This window comes from Streptomyces sp. NPDC004111, from assembly GCF_042874215.1.
GTDB lineage: Bacteria > Actinomycetota > Actinomycetes > Streptomycetales > Streptomycetaceae > Streptomyces.
Map to the genome: position 1 here is coordinate 314,547 of NZ_JBIAMU010000011.1, position 21,380 is coordinate 335,926.

At 71.6% G+C, this 21,380-nt stretch carries 17 protein-coding genes; 8 read left to right on the forward strand and 9 right to left on the reverse strand.

What is annotated here, in order from left to right:
• Positions 1-50: 50 nt before the first annotated feature.
• The gene (locus ACFYVL_RS22995; protein ID WP_389247634.1) at positions 51-560 is read right to left on the reverse strand and encodes a DUF6912 family protein; all 510 of its coding nucleotides are present in this window, start codon (positions 558-560) and stop codon (positions 51-53) included.
• Positions 561-903: 343 nt separating this feature from the next.
• On the opposite strand from ACFYVL_RS22995, the gene ACFYVL_RS23000 reads away from it, so the two are divergent.
• Positions 904-1,422, forward strand: a complete 519-nt coding sequence (locus ACFYVL_RS23000) for an Rv3235 family protein (RefSeq protein ID WP_389247636.1) — start codon at positions 904-906, stop codon at positions 1,420-1,422.
• Between the two features lie 304 nt (positions 1,423-1,726).
• On the opposite strand, the gene secA is transcribed toward ACFYVL_RS23000, so the two are convergent.
• Complete coding sequence (gene secA / locus ACFYVL_RS23005; protein WP_389247638.1) at positions 1,727-4,543, reverse strand: preprotein translocase subunit SecA; 2,817 nt, start codon at positions 4,541-4,543, stop codon at positions 1,727-1,729.
• A 256-nt stretch (positions 4,544-4,799) separates the two neighbouring features.
• Here secA and ACFYVL_RS23010 point away from each other — a divergent pair, with 256 nt between their 5' ends.
• Positions 4,800-5,477, forward strand: a complete 678-nt coding sequence (locus ACFYVL_RS23010) for a GNAT family N-acetyltransferase (protein ID WP_389247640.1) — start codon at positions 4,800-4,802, stop codon at positions 5,475-5,477.
• Between the two features lie 9 nt (positions 5,478-5,486).
• Positions 5,487-6,665, forward strand: coding sequence for a winged helix-turn-helix domain-containing protein (locus ACFYVL_RS23015; protein ID WP_389247642.1), 1,179 nt, complete (start codon positions 5,487-5,489; stop codon positions 6,663-6,665).
• Positions 6,666-6,680: 15 nt separating this feature from the next.
• Here the strand turns inward: ACFYVL_RS23015 and ACFYVL_RS23020 are convergent, their stop codons facing one another.
• The 7 genes from ACFYVL_RS23020 to mtnA form a co-directional block, all read right to left on the reverse strand.
• Complete coding sequence (locus ACFYVL_RS23020) at positions 6,681-7,442, reverse strand: response regulator (protein ID WP_389247644.1); 762 nt, start codon at positions 7,440-7,442, stop codon at positions 6,681-6,683.
• 209 nt (positions 7,443-7,651) lie between these two features.
• Positions 7,652-8,347: a ribosome hibernation-promoting factor, HPF/YfiA family gene (hpf, locus tag ACFYVL_RS23025; protein ID WP_389247646.1), complete on the reverse strand. Its 696-nt coding sequence runs from the start codon at positions 8,345-8,347 to the stop codon at positions 7,652-7,654.
• A gap of 312 nt (positions 8,348-8,659) precedes the next feature.
• The gene (locus ACFYVL_RS23030) at positions 8,660-9,478 is read right to left on the reverse strand and encodes a ComF family protein (RefSeq protein ID WP_389247648.1); all 819 of its coding nucleotides are present in this window, start codon (positions 9,476-9,478) and stop codon (positions 8,660-8,662) included.
• A gap of 219 nt (positions 9,479-9,697) precedes the next feature.
• Positions 9,698-11,479, reverse strand: coding sequence for an LpqB family beta-propeller domain-containing protein (locus ACFYVL_RS23035; protein WP_389247704.1), 1,782 nt, complete (start codon positions 11,477-11,479; stop codon positions 9,698-9,700).
• Between the two features lie 145 nt (positions 11,480-11,624).
• Complete coding sequence (gene mtrB, locus ACFYVL_RS23040; protein WP_389247650.1) at positions 11,625-13,739, reverse strand: MtrAB system histidine kinase MtrB; 2,115 nt, start codon at positions 13,737-13,739, stop codon at positions 11,625-11,627.
• Between the two features lies 1 nt (position 13,740).
• The gene (mtrA, locus tag ACFYVL_RS23045) at positions 13,741-14,418 is read right to left on the reverse strand and encodes a two-component system response regulator MtrA (protein ID WP_005486885.1); all 678 of its coding nucleotides are present in this window, start codon (positions 14,416-14,418) and stop codon (positions 13,741-13,743) included.
• A 15-nt stretch (positions 14,419-14,433) separates the two neighbouring features.
• A complete protein-coding gene (mtnA, locus tag ACFYVL_RS23050) occupies positions 14,434-15,579 on the reverse strand; it encodes an S-methyl-5-thioribose-1-phosphate isomerase (RefSeq protein ID WP_389247652.1) in 1,146 nt (381 codons plus the stop codon).
• A 149-nt stretch (positions 15,580-15,728) separates the two neighbouring features.
• Here mtnA and ACFYVL_RS23055 point away from each other — a divergent pair, with 149 nt between their 5' ends.
• Genes ACFYVL_RS23055 through ACFYVL_RS23075 form a run of 5 tightly spaced genes read left to right on the forward strand, consistent with a single transcriptional unit; the run spans position 15,729 to position 21,203 of the window.
• The gene (locus tag ACFYVL_RS23055) at positions 15,729-16,976 is read left to right on the forward strand and encodes a glycerophosphoryl diester phosphodiesterase membrane domain-containing protein (protein ID WP_389247654.1); all 1,248 of its coding nucleotides are present in this window, start codon (positions 15,729-15,731) and stop codon (positions 16,974-16,976) included.
• Between the two features lie 7 nt (positions 16,977-16,983).
• Complete coding sequence (locus ACFYVL_RS23060) at positions 16,984-17,679, forward strand: DUF4129 domain-containing protein (RefSeq protein WP_389247656.1); 696 nt, start codon at positions 16,984-16,986, stop codon at positions 17,677-17,679.
• Positions 17,676-18,887, forward strand: coding sequence for a DUF4350 domain-containing protein (locus tag ACFYVL_RS23065; protein WP_389247658.1), 1,212 nt, complete (start codon positions 17,676-17,678; stop codon positions 18,885-18,887). Before ACFYVL_RS23060 ends, ACFYVL_RS23065 begins: the two co-directional genes overlap by 4 nt.
• The gene (locus tag ACFYVL_RS23070; RefSeq protein ID WP_389247660.1) at positions 18,884-19,882 is read left to right on the forward strand and encodes an AAA family ATPase; all 999 of its coding nucleotides are present in this window, start codon (positions 18,884-18,886) and stop codon (positions 19,880-19,882) included. Before ACFYVL_RS23065 ends, ACFYVL_RS23070 begins: the two co-directional genes overlap by 4 nt.
• A 10-nt stretch (positions 19,883-19,892) precedes the next feature.
• Positions 19,893-21,203: a DUF58 domain-containing protein gene (locus ACFYVL_RS23075; protein ID WP_389247662.1), complete on the forward strand. Its 1,311-nt coding sequence runs from the start codon at positions 19,893-19,895 to the stop codon at positions 21,201-21,203.
• Positions 21,204-21,380 lie beyond the last annotated feature (177 nt).

Genomic DNA, 21,380 nt, shown 5'->3' on the forward strand with positions numbered 1-21,380 from the left:
CGGTCCGGGCCCGGGGCTCGGGGTACGAGGCGCGGGGTACGGGGCGCGGGTCAGCCGATCAGCCCGGGGATCTCCTGCACCCCGAACCACAGCAGCTCGTGGTCCTCCGCACCGTCCACCGTGAACTGCGCGTCGTCGTCCCCGAGGTCCGCCGCTCCCAGCGCCGCCGCCGCGGCCGTCACGTCCGCACGGGCGTCGTCCGCGTCCGCGTGCACCGCCGCCGCCCGCTTCAGCGGTACGGAGCCCTCGACGCGCACCTCGCCGATCGCCCCGGCGTCCATCCCCCGGCCGTCCGGGTCCGCGGTCACCGCGCCGTCGGCCACGTCTGCCGCGAGCACCACCCGGCGCCGCTCGGCGGAGGGATCGCCCGCGACCAGCCGCAGCGAGGCGGCCGCCGCCCGGCCCAGGGCCGCGTACTCCAGCTCCTCCAGGTCGTCCGAGACGTACCACTCGCGCAGGCCGGGCGTCACGGCGTACGCGACCAGGGGGCCGGGGGCCAGCTCGCCGGCCTTGTACGCCGCTGCGAGACCGGGAAGGGTCAGGGGTACGTAGACGCGCATGGCCGTCGCTTTCCTCGTCGGGTGTCGGGCACGGGGTGTGGAGTGGCGGCGCCGGGCCCTGGACATGGGCTTTCCGGGCCGAAAACGCTTCCCGACAGGGCCTCAAGGATACGTTCCGGGTCCCCCTTCGGGGTGGCGGTCCCCCCTTCGCCCCCGTCCACTTCGCGCCGCGCGCCCCCCGCGTCCGTACTCCCCGCCGGGCCCCGGGCCACTCTGATAGGTGATTCCGGGACCCTCGCCCGGCCGCCCCGCGCGCCCCTTGCGGCCGCTCGCCCCCGCCCCGTACAAGATCCCCAACAGAAAGTTACCGCCCGGTAAATCACGGGCCCGGCAGAGCGGGGCGATGAGCATGTACAGGACGCAGACCCGGCCCGGCACCACCCGTCGCGACCCCCGGACGCCCGGTGCGGGCCGCCCGGGAACCGTCGGCCCGCGCACCACGGGGACCGGCGCCGCGCCGGGCGCCCTCGGCACCGGCGCGGGCACCGCCGTCCGCCGCCCGCCGCGGGCCCCCGCGCCCCTGCACCACCAGTTCGCCGTGCGGCTGCTGGCCGTGCTCAGTGGCGAGCGGCCGGTGATCAGCATGCTCCACCAGGTCATCGGGGACGCGTACGACCAGCTGGTGGAGCTGGCTCCGCGGACCCCGTTCCGCACCCGGGGCGTGCGTCCCGTCGTGCGCAAGTGCGGCAGCTTCAGCCCGCGGCCCGACGTGATCGAGGCCTTCGCCATGATCGGCGCGGGCGCACAGCTGCGCGCCATGGCCTTCCGCCTGGAACAGCACGCCGACCGGCGCTGGCGCTGCACCGCCGTCGACCTCGGCGGCGAACGCATCGCCCCGGGCCGCACCGGAGCGGGCGTCTGAACGGCCCGGGGGCCGGGCTGAGCTGCACCGTAGCGGGCGTCAGAACGGCGCGAGGGCCGGGCTGCACCGTCGCAGAGCCCCGACGGGAAAGCAACCGGCGCCCGAACAGCACCGCAGCCAGGCCCTGAGCCGCATCGGGACCCACCGGGCCCCACCCGGCCCCACCCGGCCCACCGGGCCCGGGACAGAACACCCCCGCACCCCCGCCCACCCCCGAAAACGCCCCGGGCGCGCACCCCCGCAGGGATGCGCGCCCGGACCGTCTGACGGCCCCGGAGCCACCGGCCCCGGATACAGTCGCCGCCTACTTCTTGCGACGGCGCCCCGCCGTCTTCTGCGCCTTGCGCCGCTCGGCCCGGGTCAGCCCGTCCGACTCGGAGCGGGTCGGCCCGTCGGCCGAGGTCTCGAAGTCGCCCTCGACGACACCGCCCTCGCCGTCCACGGTGGGCGCCGAGAAGTGCAGCCGGTCCGGCCGCTGCGGCGCCTCCAGGCCCTTGGCGTGGATCTCCGGACGGGCGGCGCCCGCGGGCACCGCGTCCTCCTTGGTCATGGACAGGCCCGAGTCCTGCACCGGGACCTCCTCGACCTGCTGCTCGACCTGGACCTCCAGGTTGAACAGGTAGCCGACGGACTCCTCCTTGATGCCGTCCATCATGGCGTTGAACATGTCGAAGCCCTCGCGCTGGTACTCCACCAGCGGGTCCTTCTGCGCCATGGCGCGCAGGCCGATGCCCTCCTGGAGGTAGTCCATCTCGTAGAGGTGCTCGCGCCACTTGCGGTCCAGCACCGAGAGCACCACGCGCCGCTCCAGCTCACGCATGATCTCCGAGCCGAGCTGCTTCTCGCGGGCCTCGTACTGGGCGTAGATGTCGTCCTTGACGGACTCGGAGATGAACTCGGCGGTGATGCCGGCCCGGTCCCCGGCCGCGTCCTCCAGGTCCTCGATCGTGATCTTCACCGGGTAGAGCTGCTTGAACGCGCCCCACAGGCGGTCCAGGTCCCACTCCTCGGAGAAGCCCTCGACGGTCTCCGCCTGGATGTAGGCGTCGATCGTGTCGTCCATGAAGTGCTTGATCTGCTCGTGCAGGTCCTCGCCCTTCAGGACGCGGCGGCGCTCGCCGTAGATGACCTCGCGCTGCCGGTTGAGTACCTCGTCGTACTTCAGGACGTTCTTGCGGGTCTCGAAGTTCTGCTGCTCGACCTGCGACTGCGCGGAGGCGATGGCACGGGTCACCATCTTGTTCTCGATCGGTACGTCGTCGGGAACGTTGGCCATCGCCATGACGCGCTCGACCATGGCCGCCTTGAACAGGCGCATCAGGTCGTCGCCCAGCGACAGGTAGAAGCGGGACTCGCCCGGGTCGCCCTGACGGCCGGAACGGCCGCGCAGCTGGTTGTCGATGCGGCGCGACTCGTGCCGCTCGGTGCCCAGCACGTACAGCCCGCCGAGCGCCTTGACCTCGTCGTGCTCGGCCTTGACCGCGAGCTCGGCCTTCTCCAGGGCGGCCGGCAGCGCCGCCGCCCACTCCGCGATGTGCTCCTCCGGGTCCAGGCCCTGCTGGCGCAGGTCGGCCTCGGCGAGGTCGTCGGGGTTGCCGCCGAGCTTGATGTCGGTGCCTCGTCCGGCCATGTTGGTGGCGACGGTGACGGCGCCCTTGCGGCCGGCCTGGGCGATGATCGGCGCCTCACGGTCGTGCTGCTTGGCGTTGAGCACCTCGTGCTGCACACCGCGCTTGGCGAGCTGCTGCGAGAGGTACTCGGACTTCTCGACCGAGGTGGTGCCGACCAGGATCGGCTGGCCCTTCTCGTGCTTCTCGGCGATGTCGTCGACGACCGCGGCGAACTTGGCGACCTCGGTGCGGTAGATCAGGTCCGACTGGTCGATGCGGACCATGTCCCGGTTGGTCGGGATCGGCACGACGCCCAGCTTGTAGATCTGGTGGAACTCCGCGGCCTCGGTCATCGCCGTACCGGTCATGCCGGACAGGCCGTCGTACAGGCGGAAGAAGTTCTGCAGGGTGATCGTGGCGAGGGTCTGGTTCTCGTCCTTGATGTCCACCCCTTCCTTCGCCTCGATCGCCTGGTGCATGCCCTCGTTGTAGCGGCGCCCGGCCAGCACACGGCCGGTGTGCTCGTCGACGATCATGACTTCGCCGTCGATGACGACGTAGTCCTTGTCCTTCTTGAAGAGTTCCTTGGCCTTGATGGCGTTGTTCAGGTAACCCACGAGCGGCGTGTTCACCGACTCGTAGAGGTTGTCGATGCCCAGCCAGTCCTCGACCTTGGCGACACCGGGCTCGTGGATGCCGACGGTGCGCTTCTTCTCGTCGACCTCGTAGTCGCCGGTCTCCTCGATGCCCTTGAGCGGGTTGCCGGGCTCGCCCTTCTTCAGGCGGGTGACCAGCTTGGCGAAGTCGCCGTACCACTTGGTGGCCTGGTCGGCCGGACCCGAGATGATCAGCGGCGTACGGGCCTCGTCGACCAGGATCGAGTCGACCTCGTCGACGATCGCGAAGTTGTGCCCGCGCTGGACGAGCTCGTCCTGCGACCAGGCCATGTTGTCGCGCAGGTAGTCGAAGCCGAACTCGTTGTTCGTGCCGTACGTGATGTCGCAGGCGTACTGCGCGCGGCGCTCGGCGGGCGACATGTTGGCGATGATGCAGCCGACCTCCAGGCCGAGGAACTTGTGCACCCGGCCCATCAGCTCGGAGTCGCGCTCGGCGAGGTAGTCGTTGGTGGTGATCAGGTGCACGCCCTTGCCGGACAGCGCGTTGAGGTAGGCGGGGAGCGTGCCGACGAGGGTCTTGCCCTCACCGGTCTTCATCTCCGCGACGTACCCGAGGTGCAGGGCGGCGCCACCCATCAGCTGCACGTCGTAGTGACGCTGGCCCAGGACGCGCTTGGCCGCCTCGCGGACGGTCGCGAAGGCCTCGGGCATCAGGTCGTCGAGGCTCTCGCCGTCGGCGTGACGCTGCTTGTACTCGTCGGTCAGGGCGCGCAACTCGGCGTCGGAGAGGGGGACGAAGTCCTCTTCGATGGAGTTGACCTGGTCCGCGATGCGGTGCAGTTTGCGCAGGATCTTGCCTTCGCCTGCACGCATGAGCTTGTTGAAGACGGACACTGAGGCTGGTCTCCTTGCCGGTCGGGCCTGTGCACTGGGTCGGTGTGACTTCTGGTCGGTACTGACTTTGGCGCGGGCACGGCAGGCGGGCCCCACCGCAACGGCCATCGTAAGCGAGGACCCAGCCGCCACGGGAGGTCCGTCCTCACGAAGCCGCACCGTCCTGCACAAGGTGAACGCACGGCGCGCACCGAAGGTGCCGGGCGGCACTCGAAATGTGTTCGCCCGCCGTGTCCGGCCCGAGGACAATTCGGCCATGGAACCCTTTGTGCTGACCACCGACCGTCTGGAACTGCGCCCTTTCGCCCCGGCCGACACCGACGAGGTGTTCCGGACCGTCCAGGACCCCGACATTCTGCGCTGGACGACAATCCCCTCGCCCTATGCGCGCGAGGACGCCGTCCATTTCGTCGAACAGATCTCGGGTGCCGGTCTGCGCGACGGCACCGGTTTCCATTTCGCGGTACGCGCGCGTGGCGGCGGTCCGCTGCTCGCCGCGGTCGGCGTGGGCGTGCACGTCCCGCCGGGCGTCTGGGAGCTCGGTTACTGGACCGCCGCCGCGCACCGGCGGCGCGGTTACGTCACCGAGGCCGCGACGGAGGTGATCCGCTGGACGCTCACCACCCTGCCGGTGCACCGGCTGATCTGGCGGGCCGAGGTCGGCAACGGTCCCTCGCGCGCCGTCGCCCTGCGGCTCGGCTTCACCATGGAGGGCGTCGAGCGCGCGGGCACCGTCCACCAGGGCACCGCCCGCGACACCTGGACGGGCTCGCTGCTCCCCTCGGACGTGGGCCTGCCCGCCCCGTTCCCCTACCTCCCGGCCAGGGACGTCCGGGCCCCGAACCCCGCGGCCGACGGCCCCGGCGCGGGCGGCCACCCGGCGGCGCCCGGGGGCCGGGAGCCTCGGAGCGGGGATGTCAGTGCCGCCCTCTAGTCTTTCGTCATGACCCTCCAGCCGTCCCCCGCCGTCGCACTCTCCGCCGACGAAGCACGCCGCATCGCCCTGCGCGCCCAGGGATTCATGGGCGCGCCGGACCGCCGCGCCGGGGTGCGCGGGGTACTGCGGAGCCTGGGCGCCGTGCAGTTGGACACCATCTCCGTACTGGCCCGCTCGCACGAGCTGATTCCGTACGCACGCCTGGGCGCGGTGGACCGCAGGACGGTCGAGTCCGCCTACTGGGCCGCCGACGGCGAGGAGGCGCACGCCTTCGAGTACTGGTCGCACGCGGCGTGCATCCTCCCGGTCGAGGAGTGGCCGCACTTCGCCTTCCGCCGCCGTGCCTACCGCGCCCGCCCCCAGTGGCACCACGAGCTGACGGACGGCGCCTACGAGCGCGTCATCAAGCAGCTGCGCGCCGAAGGCCCCCTGACGGCAACGGAGTTGGGCGGCGCGAAGAACGGCGGGGAGTGGTGGGACTGGTCGGAGTCCAAGGTCGCCGTGGAGCGCGCCCTGATGTACGGCGACGTGGTCTGCACCGGCCGGCGCAGCTGGAAGCGGGTGTACGACCTGGCGGAGCGGGCCGTCCCGGCCGAACTCCAGCACGAGAGCCTCTCCGACACCGAGTGCGTACGCCGGCTGGTGGCGCTCGCGGGCCGCTCCCTGGGGGTGGGCACGCGTGAGGACATCGCCGACTATCACCGGCTGAAAAACGCCCAGGTGGACGAGGTGATCGCGGACTCCGGGCTGGTTCCGGCCGAGGTCGAGGGCTGGGGGAAGCCCGCCTGGGCCGATCCCGAGGCCCTTGCCACGACCCCGCGCGGACGCCACCGCACGACGCTGCTCTCGCCGTTCGACTCCCTGATCTGGGACCGGCCGCGCACCGAGCGCGTCTTCGGCTTCACCCACCGCCTGGAGGCCTACGTCCCCAAGCCGAAGCGCGTCCACGGGTACTTCGCGATGCCGCTGCTGTCGGGCGGCCGGCTGCTCGGCCGGGCGGACCCGGCCCGCGAGGGCAGCACGCTGGTGGCCCGCCAGGTGTCGCTGGAGTCGCCGAAGGCGGTGCCCGCGATGGCGAAGGCGCTGTGGGAGGCGGCGTCCTGGGTCGGCTGCACGGAGGTGCGGGTGGACCGCAGCACCCCCGCCGACCTGCACAAACCGCTGGTGAAGGCGCTCGCCGGATAGTCCGGCGCCACCGGCTCAGCGGATTTCGAGGATCTTCTCCCGCATCGCGTAGACCACGGCTTCCATCCGGGAGTGCAGTTGGAGCTTCTCCAGGATGTTGCGCACGTGGTTCTTCACGGTGTTCTCCGAGATGAACAACTCCTTGGCGATGTCCCGGTTGTTCATGCCGGTGGCGACCAGCTTGAGCACTTCCAGCTCCCGGTCGGTGAGCCGGGGCGCGGGCACCAGCCTGCGCTCGTCGGACCGCTGGATCATCGACTTGAACTCGGTGAGCAGCTTGGACGCCATGGAGGGGCTGATCTGCGACTGTCCGTCGGCCACCGCCCGGATCGCCGTGGACACCTCGTCCGTCGAGATCTCCTTCAGCAGGTATCCGGTCGCGCCCGCCTTGATCGCGTCGTAGAGGTCGGCCTCCTCGTCGCTGATCGTCAGCATGATGATCTTCGCGCTGGGGGCGACCTCCTTGATGGCGGTGCACGCCTCGATCCCGCCCCGCTTCGGCATCCGTACGTCCATCAGCACGATGTCCGGCAGCAGGTCGGCCGCCTTGTCCACGGCCTCCGCCCCGTCCCCGGCCTCGCCGACGACCTGGATGTCCTCCTCCTGGGCCAGGACGATCTCCAGGCCGCGGCGGAAGAGCGCGTGGTCGTCGACCACGAGAACCCTGATGGGCTCGTCGCGGGACCCGCCCGTGTCGGTGTCCACGTCCGTGCCGGCCACCCGGCCGGCGCTACGGGCGTAGTTTCCGCCGTGCACCGGACCGAAGCTGTCCGCCATCGTTCCTCCCCCTGAGGCCATGGCCCGAAGTTCATGTGCTGCGCCAACCACAGTCCGCAGAGCACCTCTTGACTTGCGGTGACATGATTCCATGCCCCGACGTCGGAGCGTTCGCTTCAGGACGCATGTGGTGGTGCCCCCGGAGGCGCGAAACCTCCGGGGGCACCACCCTCAGGTGGTGCGGCGCGCCGGGCGCCGCCCTTCGGCGGCTACCCGCCGAGTGCTCCGCCCGCCCCGCCGGCCTCCGACTCGGCCAGTGGGTCGGTGTTCAGGTGGATGACTCCGTAGTCGTACGCGTGCCGCCGGTAGACGACACTGGGCTCCTTCGTCTCGGCGTCGACGAAGAGATAGAAGTCGTGCCCGACCAACTCCATCTCGTAGAGCGCCTGATCGAGGGACATGGGTGCGGCGACGTGGGTCTTCTCGCGGACCACCAGCGGACCGTCGCCCTGCACCTCGAGCGAGCCGATCTTCTTGGTGGGGACCGACGTGTCCGACTCGGCGCGGTCCACGACGAGTTGACCGTCGCCGTCGATGACCGCCGCGTCGTGGACCCTCGATCCGACCTCGGCCGCGGACAGCCTGCCGTTGCCGCGACGCGTGTGGCGCTTGTCGTGCTGCTTGCGCAGCCGCGCCTCCAGCTTTCCGGTTGCCAGGTCGAGCGCCGCATACGGGTCGCCCGCCGATGCCTCTGCCCGAATGACGGGGCCCCGTCCGTGGACCGTGATCTCCACCCGGTCCGAACGGTCGGCCTGCCGCGGGTTGGGCTCCTTGGACACCTCCACGTCGAGGCTGATCACCTTGCCGTCGAGCTTCTGGATCCTCTCCAGCTTGAGCTTCTCCGCCACGTGCTTGCGGAACCGCTCGGGTACCTCTGTCTTGCGGCCCTTGACGACGATGTCCACGCAGAACTCCGTTCCCGGATTGCTCCGCTCATTGGCGGAGCGACTCCCTCTTGCACCAGACTCCGGCTCGTCCCGAAGTCTCGGACTTGGTGACTTCACCTCCTCCTCCCCCGTCGGGAAGATCCACACCCCCTTTTTCAGGGGTGCGAGGGAAAACCTGAAGCACGGCAGTGCAATAAGTGAGGCACAGCAACCGCTTTTCCTCACTTCCGAACATAGCTCGCTCGGACGGGTGTCGGCACCCGCTACCGCCGCGTACCTCCGTTCAGGTCTATTTTCCCTCTCACTACCTGCAACGATGCAAGTTCCCGTTCAGTTCCAGTTTATTTCGAAAGATTTCGGTGGTGCCGCGACAACGGCTGCGACGGTGCCGGGGAATCCGGTATTTCCGGTGCCGGCCCGTCCGGCCGCCCCGGCCTCCTCGGCCTCCGTGATTTCCCCGATCGCCCGCGCCGCCTCCTTCAGCGAGGCCCCGGTGGTCATGAGGTCGTCCACCAGCACCACCCGGCGGCCCGCCAGCAGCTTCCGGCCACCGGCCACCACTCCCAGGGCGCCGGACAGGTTCGCAAGCCGCTCACGGGCGCCCAGGCCCGCCTGGTCGCCGACCGGACGCCGCTGTCTCAGCACCGGCGCGACCCGCGCCCGGGTCCCGCCCCGGCGCAGCTCGCCGGCCGCCGCGAGGGCGATCCGCCGTGCCGGGTCGTGCCCCCGGGCGCCGACCGAACGGCGCGCGGACGGCACAGGCACCAGCACGAGCTCCCGCATGTCCTCCACTGCGGGATCACTTACCCGCCCGCCCCGCGGATACGCCCCTCGCGCCCCAGTGGTCACCGCGCCGCGCACCGCCCTGGCCAGTGCCACCCCCAGCGGACGGGCGAGCCCCAGCGCACCCCGCTCCTTGTGCGCGAGCAGCACCGCGCGCGGGGCGTCCTCGTACCGTGCCGCCGCGTGCACGGCGGGCAGCCCCAGCGGCTCCGGATCGGGCCGGACCCGGCCCGCCGCACCGCCGTACAGCGCCACGGCGCACTCCTCGCACACCCCCGAAGGCACCCGCCCCCTGCCGCACCCGCCGCAGGCAACCGGCAGCACCAGACCGGCGAATTCCCGCCACCATCCGCGTAGTTCGCGCATGTCCCCACTGTGCGCGCGGCAAAGACGACCGCGCCACCCCTGTGGAAAGCGTGCGGCGGCGCCCGGAATCCTGTGGAAAACCCACGGTCGGCCCAGCTCGGACACCCTGCATCCACCCGGCCAGATCCCTCACCCGCGGCGCGGCCGTGAGCCAACCACTTCCGAAACTTCACCCGGGAGCCGCACCCGGAATGCCTCACACCGGATAGCCGGAACCACTCACCCCGGATAGAACGGCAGCGATCCCTCGCCCTCCTTGACGACCGTCTTCCAATTGGATCCCGGAGGAAGCCGCACGATCCCGTCGTCCTTCGACTGCGCCAGCAGCGGCAGTTGCTCCGAGTCGGAGGCGGCGACCGCCGTCACCTGGTTGGCGCCCGGCAGCAGCCCCTCGGCCGAAGTGGAGCCGTCCGTCTGGACGTACCGCATCTGCTGCACCCCGCCGGCCTCCCGGCCGACCACGACCAGCTTGCTGTGCCCGGCCCAGGAGATGGCCGTCACTTCCTCCATCTGCGGTGCTGCGGCCCGCAGTCCGGCGACCACGATCTCCGGGTTCTCCTTGGTGCCGCGGCGCTCCACCCGGCCGATCCTGAGGGTGCGGTGCCCCTTCTCGTCCACCACGATCAGCGCGATCCGCACACCGTCGGCCGCCACCCGCAGCGAGTCCACATAGCCGTCGCCAAGTCCCTCGACGGCGACCTCCTGCGGTTTGCCCTTGCCGTCCACCATCCGCAACAGCCTCGGCCTGCTCGGGTCGCGGTCCGCGACCCACAGGTCGCCCCGGCCGTCCCAGCTCGGCGTGGACAGCGCGTCCTTGCCCTTGGACGTGCTGGTGTACAGCGTCTCGTACCTGCTGCCGGTCGCGATCTGTGCGACGTACAGGTGGTGGCCGTCGACGGAGACGCCCGCCGCGTAGTCCTCGCTGTGCGACACGGCCGCCGACCTCAGCCGCTGCTGGCTGACGCCGAGCGCGCCGGGCACCGGCTGCGCGTCGTCGCGCTCGGTGTTGCTGAGCATCTGCACGAGCCGCTGCTGGCCGTTCAGGAAGTACTGGTGGTCGGGGGGCCGCACGGTGCTCCTGGGCAGATAGCCGCCTGCCTGGTCACCGTTGAGCACGCACAGCGAGGAGAGGTCGTCGCTCTGGATCTCCACCTGGTCGATCCGCGAAGCGGCCGTCAGGTCCCGCAGCGTGTAGAAGAGCTGGATGGCCATGTCCTGGCAGCGCTTCTGGGTGACGTTCGCCCCGTTGGCGTTGAGCGGCACCTTGAGCGAGTTGTGGTCGCCGAAGGTCAGCGTCCTGATGCCGTCCTTGAGCGTGGCCTTGGTCGGGAAGCTCGAATCGACCACGTGGCTCAGCCACTTGGAGGGCCCGTCCATCAGCGCCTTCACCGCCTGCGCCACCGGGTCGAGCCTGGTCTGCGGGTCCGTCCGCTTGCGCACGTACACCGGGTCGGCGACCAGCCAGCGCTCCCCGGGCTGGTCGGTCGCCGCCTCGGGCCCGAAGTAGTACTTGTTGACGGGGCGGAAGATGCGCTGGAAGTCCGACTCTCCCAGCACCAGCCCCTTGGGCGGCGAGTCGATCCGCCACTCGCCGGGGTCCTGCTTGTTGTCCGGGTTCTTCTCCCTGACCAGGCGCAGCGGCTGGTTGTAGTCCTTCACCTCGGCGCGGAAGGCGCTCTGCGCGTCGAGGTAGGCGATCTGCCGTCCCTCCAGCGAGTAGGCGGGGGTGCCGCCGTTGTTCTTGGAGGAGGTGGCCTCGCGGGTCGGCGCGACGGCGAGGACCGTGGCGACCGACCCCGGATTCCACTTCTTCGAGGCGTTCCTGGTCAGGTACTTGCGCGCGGTGTCGAACCCGGGGTCGTCACTGGTCATCGCCTCCAGGAACCCGTCGACGATCTCCTCGGGCCGGGCCGAGGGACGCGGCGGCACGCTGTAGACCCGTACCTGCGAGTCGACCCGCTGCGACGCCTTCACCGCGCGTACGTCGCCGTGGTCGGGCATCGCGCCGCAGCCGGCCACGGCCAGCAGCAGCCCGCTCGCGGCGAGCGCGGCGGCCCGGCGTCCGCGTCGGAACAGGCTCAGGCCCGCCCTGCCGACCGGACGCCCCGGCGCCCCGCTGTTTCCGCTGTTTCCGCTGTCACGACCCTCAACGCCCACGGGGGGTGTCCTCCCGGTCCCTGTCCTGCGGCGTTCGACCGCTGCCACTGCCGCCGCGGGCGGCCCCGTCACCGTTGCCCTCGCCCTTGCCGGCCGTCCGGCCGCCGGTTCCGTCCTCGCTGTCGAAATCCCTGCCGTCACCGTCGCCGCCCGGAGGCTCGTCCCCGGTCCGGCGGGACACCACTCGGGACCCGTTGCCCGGAAGCGCCGTCGGGTCCGCGGGCACGGCCGTGGCCGCCCGTAGCTGCGGTATCGGCCCGGTCCCCCGCTCCCCCGCCTGCTGCACGGGAACGGTGGCCAGCCGCGTACTGCCGCCGCCCGTGCCACCGGCCGCCGCCTCGGCCACGCGCGCGCGTGCCCGTCGCGAGTCCTCCGGCTCCAGCGGTATCGGCGAACCGCGCAAAGGCTCGTCGACCGTACGCGGCAGGGTCAGCCGGAACTGCGATCCGCCGCCCGGCTCGCCCCACGCCTGGAGCCAGCCGCCGTGCAGCCGTGCGTCCTCGACGGCGATCGACAGGCCGAGGCCGGTACCGCCGGTCGTCCTGGCGCGGGCCGGATCGGCCCGCCAGAACCGGCTGAAGACGCGGGTCGCCTCGCCCGGCTTGAGCCCGACGCCGTAGTCCCGCACGGCCACCGCGACCGCGCCCTTGGCGGCCCCGAGCCGCACCACCACGTCGCGCCCCTCGCCGTGCTCCACGGCGTTGACCACGAGGTTGCGCAGCACCCGCTCGACCCGCCGGGCGTCCGCCTCGACGACCACGGACTGTTCGTCGCCGACGACCCGGATCACGGTGCCCTTGCGCTCGGCCAGCGGCTCCGCCGCGTCGATCACCCGTCGTACGACCTCGCGCAGATCTATCGGCTCGGCCTCCAGGGCCGCCGCTCCCGCGTCGAACCTGCTGATCTCCAGCAGGTCGGCGAGCAGCGACTCGAAGCGGTCGATCTGTCCGACCAGCAGCTCCGCGGAGCGCTCGGTGACCGGGTCGAAGTCGCCCTTGGCGTCGTGGATGACGTCGGCGGCCATCCGCACGGTCGTCAGCGGTGTCCGCAGCTCGTGCGACACGTCGGAGACGAACCGGCGCTGCATCCGCGACAGGTCCTCCAGCTGCTGGATCTTGAGCTGGAGGTTCTGCGCCATCTTGTTGAAGGCCTCGCCGAGGCGCGCGATGTCGTCCTCGCCGGTGACCTTCATCCGCTCCTGGAGGCGCCCCGCGGACAGCCGCTCGGCGACCCCCGCCGCCATCCGTACCGGCGTGACGACCTGCCGCACCACCAGCCACGCGATCGCGCCGAGCAGCACCACCACGAACAGTCCGGCGGTCGTCAGCGTGTTGGTGACGACCTTGAGCGAGGCCTCCTCCTGCGCGAGCGGGAAGAGGTAGTAGAGCTGGTACGGCTGCCCGCTCACGTCGTTGAGCCGCTTGCCCACGATCAGGCCGGGCTCGGACGGCTGGGCGTCGTTGCTGTACGTGATGCGTACGTACGTCTGGTGTGCCTCGGCCCCCTTGTCCACCGCGTCCCGCAGCTCCTGGGGAACGCTGGTGAGGGGGTCGACGCCGCCGGAGGCACGGGGTCCGGGCTGGCTGGTCTCCTCGTCCGACGAGGAACTGAGCGCGACCACGTTGAAGGCCTTCTGGCCACCGCTGGCGAGCAGCTCCACCAGGTCGGAGCGCCAGTTCGCGGCGTTGCGGGCGGCCCTCGTGTCGGCGGTGTCGCCGTCCTGGCCGCCCGAGGGGACGGGGGTACTGGCCCGCTCCTGGGCCACCGAGAAACCGCCGCGGGCCTGGTTCTGGGCGGCCTCCATCTTGGAGTTCAGCAGCCCGTTGCGCACGGCGCTGATGACGACGAAGCCGAGCAGCAGCACCACGCCGAGGGACATCAGCAGGGTGGCCGCGACCACCCGCAGCTGGATGTTGCGCCGCCACAGCCGCACGGCGGGCAGCAGCGGACGCCGCACCAGCCGTACGACCAGGCGGAGCACCGGGCCGCCGGGCGCTCCGTCCTGGAGCAGCCGGCCGAGCCGGGACGTACCGCGCTCCGCTCCGGCAGGGCGCTCCGTACGGCTTCCCGGCTCCCCGGGCCTCGGAGCAGCACTGCCTCGCATGTCAGCTCGGTCCGGCCTTGTAGCCGACACCGCGCACGGTCACGACGATCTCCGGACGCTCCGGGTCCTTCTCGACCTTGGAACGCAGCCGCTGGACGTGCACATTGACCAGCCGGGTGTCCGCGGCATGGCGGTAGCCCCAGACCTGCTCCAGCAGTACCTCGCGGGTGAACACCTGCCAGGGCTTGCGGGCGAGCGCGACCAGCAGGTCGAACTCCAGCGGGGTCAGCGCGATCGACTGCCCCTCCCGCTTCACCGAGTGACCGGCCACGTCGATGACCAGGTCACCGATGGCCAGCTGCTCGGGCGCGGGCTCCTCCGACCTCCTCAGCCTCGCCCGGATCCGGGCGACGAGCTCCTTGGGCTTGAACGGCTTGACGATGTAGTCGTCGGCGCCGGACTCCAGCCCGACCACCACATCGACGGTGTCGCTCTTCGCCGTGAGCATGACGATCGGCACTCCGGACTCGGCCCGGATCAGCCGGCACACTTCGATGCCGTCCCGTCCGGGCAGCATGAGGTCCAGCAGCACCAGGTCCGGCTTGGCCTCCCTGAATGCCGCAAGTGCCTTGTCGCCGTCCGCTACGAACGACGGCTCAAAACCTTCTCCACGCAACACAATGCCGAGCATCTCGGCCAGTGCGGTGTCGTCGTCGACGACAAGGACGCGTCCTTTCATTGGGCCATCATCCCATTAGCTCATCGTTGCCCGTCGTGACCTGGCACACAGCTCCGCGAGCGCGGGCCCCGTCACCGGCGAAACGACGCCCTCCTCGGTGACGATCGCCGTCACCAGTTCGGGCGGCGTCACATCGAAGGCGGGGTTGTACGCCTGCGTCCCCAGCGGTGCGACCGGCAGCCCGCCGCACCCGTCGGCGCCCCGCACCGCGAGCCCTCCGGTGAATTCCGTCACTTCGAGCCCGGAGCGCTGCTCGACCTCGATGGACGCCCCGTCCGCGGTGTCGAGATCCACCGTCGTCAGCGGCGCCACCACGACGAACGGGACGTGGTGGTACTTGGCCAGCACCGCCAGCGGATAGCTGCCCACCTTGTTCGCCACCGAGCCGTCGGCCGCGATCCGGTCCGCCCCGATGAGCACGGCGTCCACTTCGCCCGCCGCGAACAGGGAACCCGCCGCGTTGTCGGTGAGCAGCGTGTACGCCATCCCGTTGCGCGCCGCCTCGTACGCGGTGAGCCGCGCCCCCTGCATCAGCGGACGCGTCTCGTCCACCCACAGCCGCCGCAGCCGCCCCGTGCGGTGTGCCGACAGGGCCACGGCGAACGCGGTGCCCTCGCCGCCGGACACCAGCGCCCCCGTGTTGCAGTGGGTCAGGATGCGGTGGCCGCCGCCGGGCAGCAGCTCGTCGAGCAGGGCCAGCCCGTGCCGGGCCATCGCCGCGCTGGCCGCGGCGTCCGCCCGGTGCAGCTCCCTGGCGGCGTCCAGCGCGGCGCCCGCCGCCCCCTGGTGACCGGCGCCCTTCTCCAGCGCGGCCCGGTACGCCTCGGTGGCCCACCGCACTCCGTACCCGAGGTTGACCGCGGTGGGGCGCGCCCCCGCCAGCTGGGCCGCCGCCCCCTCGACGTCGAAACCGCGTCTGGCGGCGAGCGCCACCCCGTACGCCCCGGCGATGCCGAGCAGCGGGGCTCCGCGCACCGCGAGCGTCTGGATCGCCTGCACCAGGGCGGGCACGTCCGTACAGACCAGCTCGATCTCTTCCGTGGGCAGCCGGGTCTGGTCGAGGAGCACCAGCACCGGTCCTTCGGGCGGCTCCTCCCATCGCAGCGAGGGCCGCGCGGGCGGTTCTGCGCCCACCGTGCTGTGTGCGTCCTGATCAGCCATCCGCCCAGTCTGCCCCGTACCGCCCCGACAATTGAAGGTGCCAAGAGCGACGAGGAGCCACGGGGGCAGGTCCGCTTGCGGGCGCCCCATGACACGATGGCTGGCAACCTGCCGCCGTACCCGCGGCAGGGCACCGTGAAGGAGCGACGATGAACGACTCTCCGGGCTGGGCCTCGCCCGGATCCGCCCCCTCCGACGGCCGTCCCCCGGAGAACTCCGGGTCCGCCGAGCCCTCCGACCAGGCTCCCGCCTCGAAGTGGTCGAAGGAACAGCCACCCGCGGGCCAGTGGTCCGCGCCGGGCAGCACTCCCCCGCGCAGTCACGCCCAGACCCCGCCCAGGCCGCCCGGCCAGGTCCCGCAGCAGGGCGGCTGGGGCGCCCCGGGCCCCGGCGGCTGGGGCGGCGCGCCCCAGGCGGCCAAGCCCGGTGTGATCCCGCTGCGCCCGCTGGGCGTCGGCGACATCCTGGACGGCGCCGTCTCCACCATGCGCGCCCACTGGCGCACGGTGCTGGGCATCACGGTCACCGTCGCCGTGCTCATGCAGATCGCCGACATCGTGGTCCAGCGCTACGTGCTGCCCGAGCCGGTCACCGTCGACCCGAACGCGGACCCCTCCGAGCTCATGCGGCAGACCGCCGAGTCGATGCAGAGCAGCCTGCTCAGCATGGGCCCGACCACGCTGATCACCCTGATCGGCACCCTCTTCACCACCGCGCTGCTCACCATGGTGGTCAGCCGCTCGGTGCTCGGCCGCCCGGTGACCCTGGGCGACGCCTGGCGCGAGGCCAAGCCCCAGCTGGCGCGGCTGCTCGGGCTCACCCTGCTGCTGGCCCTCGGCGCCGCCGCGATCATGGTCGTCGGCCTGCTGCCCGGTCTGCTGCTGGGCTCCGCCGGGGGCGCGGCCCTCGCGGCACTCGGCGCGCTCGCCGCGTTCGTCGTCATCGCCTGGCTGCTGGTCCGGTTCTCGCTCGCCTCCCCGGCCCTGATGCTGGAGCGGCAGTCCATCGGCCAGGCCCTGCGCCGCTCGGCGAAGCTGGTGCAGGGCGCCTGGTGGCGGGTCTTCGGCATCACGCTGCTGACCATGGTGCTGACCACCGTCGTGTCGCTGGTCATCGGCATGCTCTTCTCCTTCATCGCCCTCCTCGTGGACGGCGACGGCGTCAGCAGCCTCCTCAACGGCTCCACCCCGGAGTTCGGCTGGGGCTTCCTGATCGTGGGCGGCATCGGCGCGGTGATCGCGGCGTCCATCACCTACCCGATCTCCGCCGGCGTGACGGTCCTCCTCTACATCGACCAGCGCATCCGCCGCGAGGCACTCGACCTGGACCTCGCCCGCGCCGCCGGTCTCCCCGGCTACGGCACAGACGGGCCCACCGAACACACTCCAGGGAGCTGACGCGTCAGTGACAGTGACGGGGGACACTGCCACCACCTGGCTACGGGCGCGCGGCGACGGCGACGTACCCGTGGACACGTCGCGCGTCCCGGCCCGCGAGGCCGCCGAACGCGAGCTGTCCGACCCGAGGTACCACGAGAACGACCCCAACCTCCTCCAGCGCGCCTTCGACCGCTTCTGGGACTGGCTCGGCGGCCTCTTCGACTCCGCCGCCGGTGCCACCCCCGGCGGCACACTCGGCCTGGTCGTCATCGGGGTCGTCGTCGTCCTGCTCGTACTCGGCCTGTGGTGGCGCCTCGGCACCCCGCGCCGCTCCCCCGTTTCCGCACCCGCCCTGTTCGACGACCGTCCCCAAAGCGCCGCCGAACACCGCACCACCGCCGAGGCCCACGCCGCCGCCCGCCGCTGGAACCCAGCAGTGCAGGAACGCATGCGCGCCATCGTCCGCGCCCTCGAAGAGCGCGCCCTTCTGGACCCGCGCCCCGGCCGCACCGCCGACGAGGCAGCCGCCGAGGCCGGCCGCTCCCTCCCCGGCCACGCCGACCGCCTGCGCGCCGCCGCCCGCTCCTTCGACGACGTCACGTACGGCGACCGCACCGCCGACGAGGCCGCGTACCTGACGCTGCGCACCCTCGATCTCGACCTCGACGCCACGAAGCCGTCCCTGGCCAACGCCCCCTCGCCCGGCGGAGCCGCTTCATGACCACCACGGCCGACAGCCCGACCACGGTCTCCCCCTCCCCCCGCCAGCTGTGGCACCGCGCCCGCGGCATCCTGCTGGTCCTCGGCATCCTCCTCGTCGCGGGCCTGGTCATCGGCGCTCTCCGGTCCGGCGACCAGCACGGTCATCTCGACCCCCGCTCCTACGACCGCAACGGCAGCCGCGCCACCGCCGAACTCCTCAAGGACCGCGGTGTCGACACCCGCGTCGTCAGCACTCTCGCCGAGGCCACCACCGCCACCGGCCCGGACACCACCCTCCTCGTCGCCTCCCCGAACCTCCTCACCCCTGCGCAGCAGCGCCAACTCCGCGCCGCCACTGCCGAGTCCGGCGGCCGCACGGTCCTGGTCGCCCCAGGCCCTCCTTCCGTCCCCACCCTCGCCCCCGGCGTACGGACCGAGGCCCCCAGCGCCCCTGTCGCCACCCGGGAGCCCCGCTGCGCCCTGCCCGCAGCGACAACCGCCGGCACCGCCGAACTCGGCGGCATCCGCTACTCCACCGACGCCGCCCACGACGCCTGTTACCCCGTGGACGGCCGCCCCTCCCTGCTCCGCCTCACCGCCCCCGGGAACGGTGACACCGTCCTCCTCGGCGCCCCCGACCTCCTTCACAACGAGCGCCTCGCCCAGCAGGGCAACGCCTCGCTCGCCCTCCAACTCCTCGGCTCCCGGCCTCATCTCGTCTGGTACCTCCCCTCCCTCTCCGACGCGTCCGCAGCCGACGGCAGCGGCTCCGACGGCGACTCGTCCGACGCCGCAGGCGGCTTCCTCTCCCACATCCCGCAGGGCTGGCTCTGGGGAGCCCTCCAACTCGCCCTCGCCGCGGTGCTCGCCGCCCTGTGGCGCGCCCGCCGCCTGGGCCCGCTGGTGACCGAACGCCTCCCGGTCGCCATCCGCGCCTCCGAGACCACCGAGGGCCGCGCCCGCCTGTACCTGAAGTCCAACGCCCGCGACCGCGCCGCCGCCACTCTCCGCTCCGCGTCCCGAGCCCGCCTGTCCTCCCTGCTCAGCCTCCCCACCGCCCAGTCCGACTCCTCCGACGCCCTTCTCCCCGCCGTGGCCGCCCGTCTCCCCGGCACCAGCAGGGACCTCGTGTCCCTCCTCTTCGGTCCCACTCCGTCCGACGACGCCGGCCTCATCCGCCTGGCAGACGAACTCGACGCCCTCGAAAGAGAGGTCCGCGCCTCATGAGCGCCCAGCCCGCAGAGACTCCCTCCGAGCCCTCGGCCGAGACCCCCGACAGCGCCCGCGCCTCGCTCGAAGCCCTGCGCTCCGAGATCGCCAAGGCCGTGGTCGGCCAGGACCCGGCGGTCACCGGCCTCGTCGTCGCTCTCCTCTGCCGCGGCCACGTCCTCCTCGAAGGAGTCCCCGGCGTCGCCAAGACCCTTCTGGTCCGCGCTCTGGCCGCCTCACTCGAACTCGACACCAAGCGCGTCCAGTTCACTCCTGACCTCATGCCGAGCGATGTCACGGGCTCCCTGGTCTACGACTCCCGTACCTCGGAGTTCTCTTTCCAGCCCGGCCCCGTCTTCACCAACCTCCTTCTCGCCGACGAGATCAACCGCACCCCTCCCAAGACCCAGTCCTCCCTCCTCGAAGCGATGGAGGAACGCCAGGTCACCGTGGACGGGGTCCCGCGCCTCCTTCCCGACCCCTTCCTGGTCGCGGCCACCCAGAACCCGGTCGAGTACGAGGGCACCTATCCCCTCCCGGAAGCCCAGCTGGACCGCTTCCTCCTCAAGCTGACCGTCCCCCTCCCCGGCCGCCAGGACGAGATCGACGTCCTGACCCGCCACGCGGAAGGCTTCAACCCACGGGACCTGAAGGCGGCGGGCGTGCGCCCCGTCGCCGGCCCCGCAGACCTGGAAGCCGCCCGGTCCGCCGTCGCCAAGACCTCGGTGTCTCCCGAGATCACCGGCTATGTCGTCGATATCTGTCGTGCCACCCGCGAATCCCCCTCACTGACTCTCGGCGTCTCCCCACGAGGCGCCACCGCCCTGCTGTCCACCGCCCGCGCCTGGGCCTGGCTCACCGGCAGGGACTACGTCATCCCCGACGATGTGAAGGCCCTCGCGCTGCCCACGCTCCGTCACCGCATCCAGCTCCGGCCAGAGGCCGAGATGGAAGGAGTCACTGCCGACTCCGTCATCACCGCGGTCCTCGCCCACGTCCCCGTCCCCCGCTGAGACGGCGGCCATGGCCCTCACCGGACGAGCCGCGCTGCTCGCCGCCCTCGGTTCCCTCCCCGTCGGCATCCTCGCGCCGAGCTGGTCGGGAATCCTCGCGATCAACGCGCCCCTCACACTCGCAATCATGTGCGACTACGCACTGGCAGCACCAGTGCGAAAGCTCCAATTCACTCGAAGCGGTGACACATCCGTTCGACTCGGTGAAACCGCCTCTGTCTCCCTGACCGTCACCAACCCCACTCCGCGCCCTCTGCGTGCCGACCTGCGCGACGCATGGCCTCCGAGCAGCTGGCTGCCCGGCAGCGACTTCGTCGCCTCGCGCCACAAGGTGACGGTCCCCTCGGGCGAACGGCGCCGCCTCACCACCCTGTTGCAGCCGACCCGCCGCGGCGACCGCCACGCGCACCGCGTCACCGTCCGCTCGTACGGGCCCCTGGGCCTGGCCGCGCGTCAGGCCGGCCACGAGGTTCCTTGGCGGGTCCGCGTGCTGCCGCCCTTCAGCAGCCGCAAGCACCTGCCGTCGAAGCTGGCCCGGCTGCGCGAACTCGACGGCCGCACCAGCGTGTTGACGCGGGGCGAGGGCACCGAGTTCGACAGTCTCCGCGACTACGTGCCCGGCGACGACACTCGTTCCATCGACTGGCGTGCCACCGCCCGCCAGAACTCGGTCGCGGTACGCACCTGGCGGCCCGAGCGCGACCGCCACATCCTGCTGGTCCTGGACACAGGCCGCACGTCCGCGGGCCGCGTGGGCGACGTACCCAGACTCGACGCGTCCATGGACGCGGCCCTGCTCCTCGCCGCACTCGCCTCGCGCGCCGGCGACCGGGTCGATCTCCTGGCGTACGACCGTCGCGCCCGAGCCCAGGTCCAGGGCCGTTCCGCGGGCGAACTCCTGCCGGCCATGGTCAACGCGATGGCTCCGCTCGAACCCGAGCTCATCGAAACCGACGCCCGAGGCATGGCGTCCACCGCGTTGAAGAACGCTCCGCGCCGCTCTCTCGTCGTTCTGCTCACAAGCCTGGAAACAGCACCCGTGGAAGAGGGCCTCATCCCGGTTCTTCCGCAGCTCACCCAACGCCACACGGTTCTTGTCGCCTCGGTGGCCGACCCGCACGTAGCGGAAATGGCGAACGCACGAGGCTCGGTCCAGTCCGTGCACGAGGCCGCGGCAGGCACTCAGGCCCAGATCCAGCGCCGCCGCACGGCCGAGAAACTGCAGCGCCACGGAGTCACAGTCGTGGACGCGACCCCGGACAGTCTCGCCCCCGCCCTGGCCGACGCCTACCTCGCGCTGAAGGCCTCCGGCCGTCTCTGACCAAAGCTTCCGTGACCTCACGGAAAAGCCGACACGAAAAGGGCCGCCCCACTCGGGGTCAATCGGCCCGTAAACGCAGAAAAGCCCCGTACCGGTATCCCCGGCACGGGGCTCTTCGCAATGATTGTTCGGCGGCGTCCTACTCTCCCACAGGGTCCCCCCTGCAGTACCATCGGC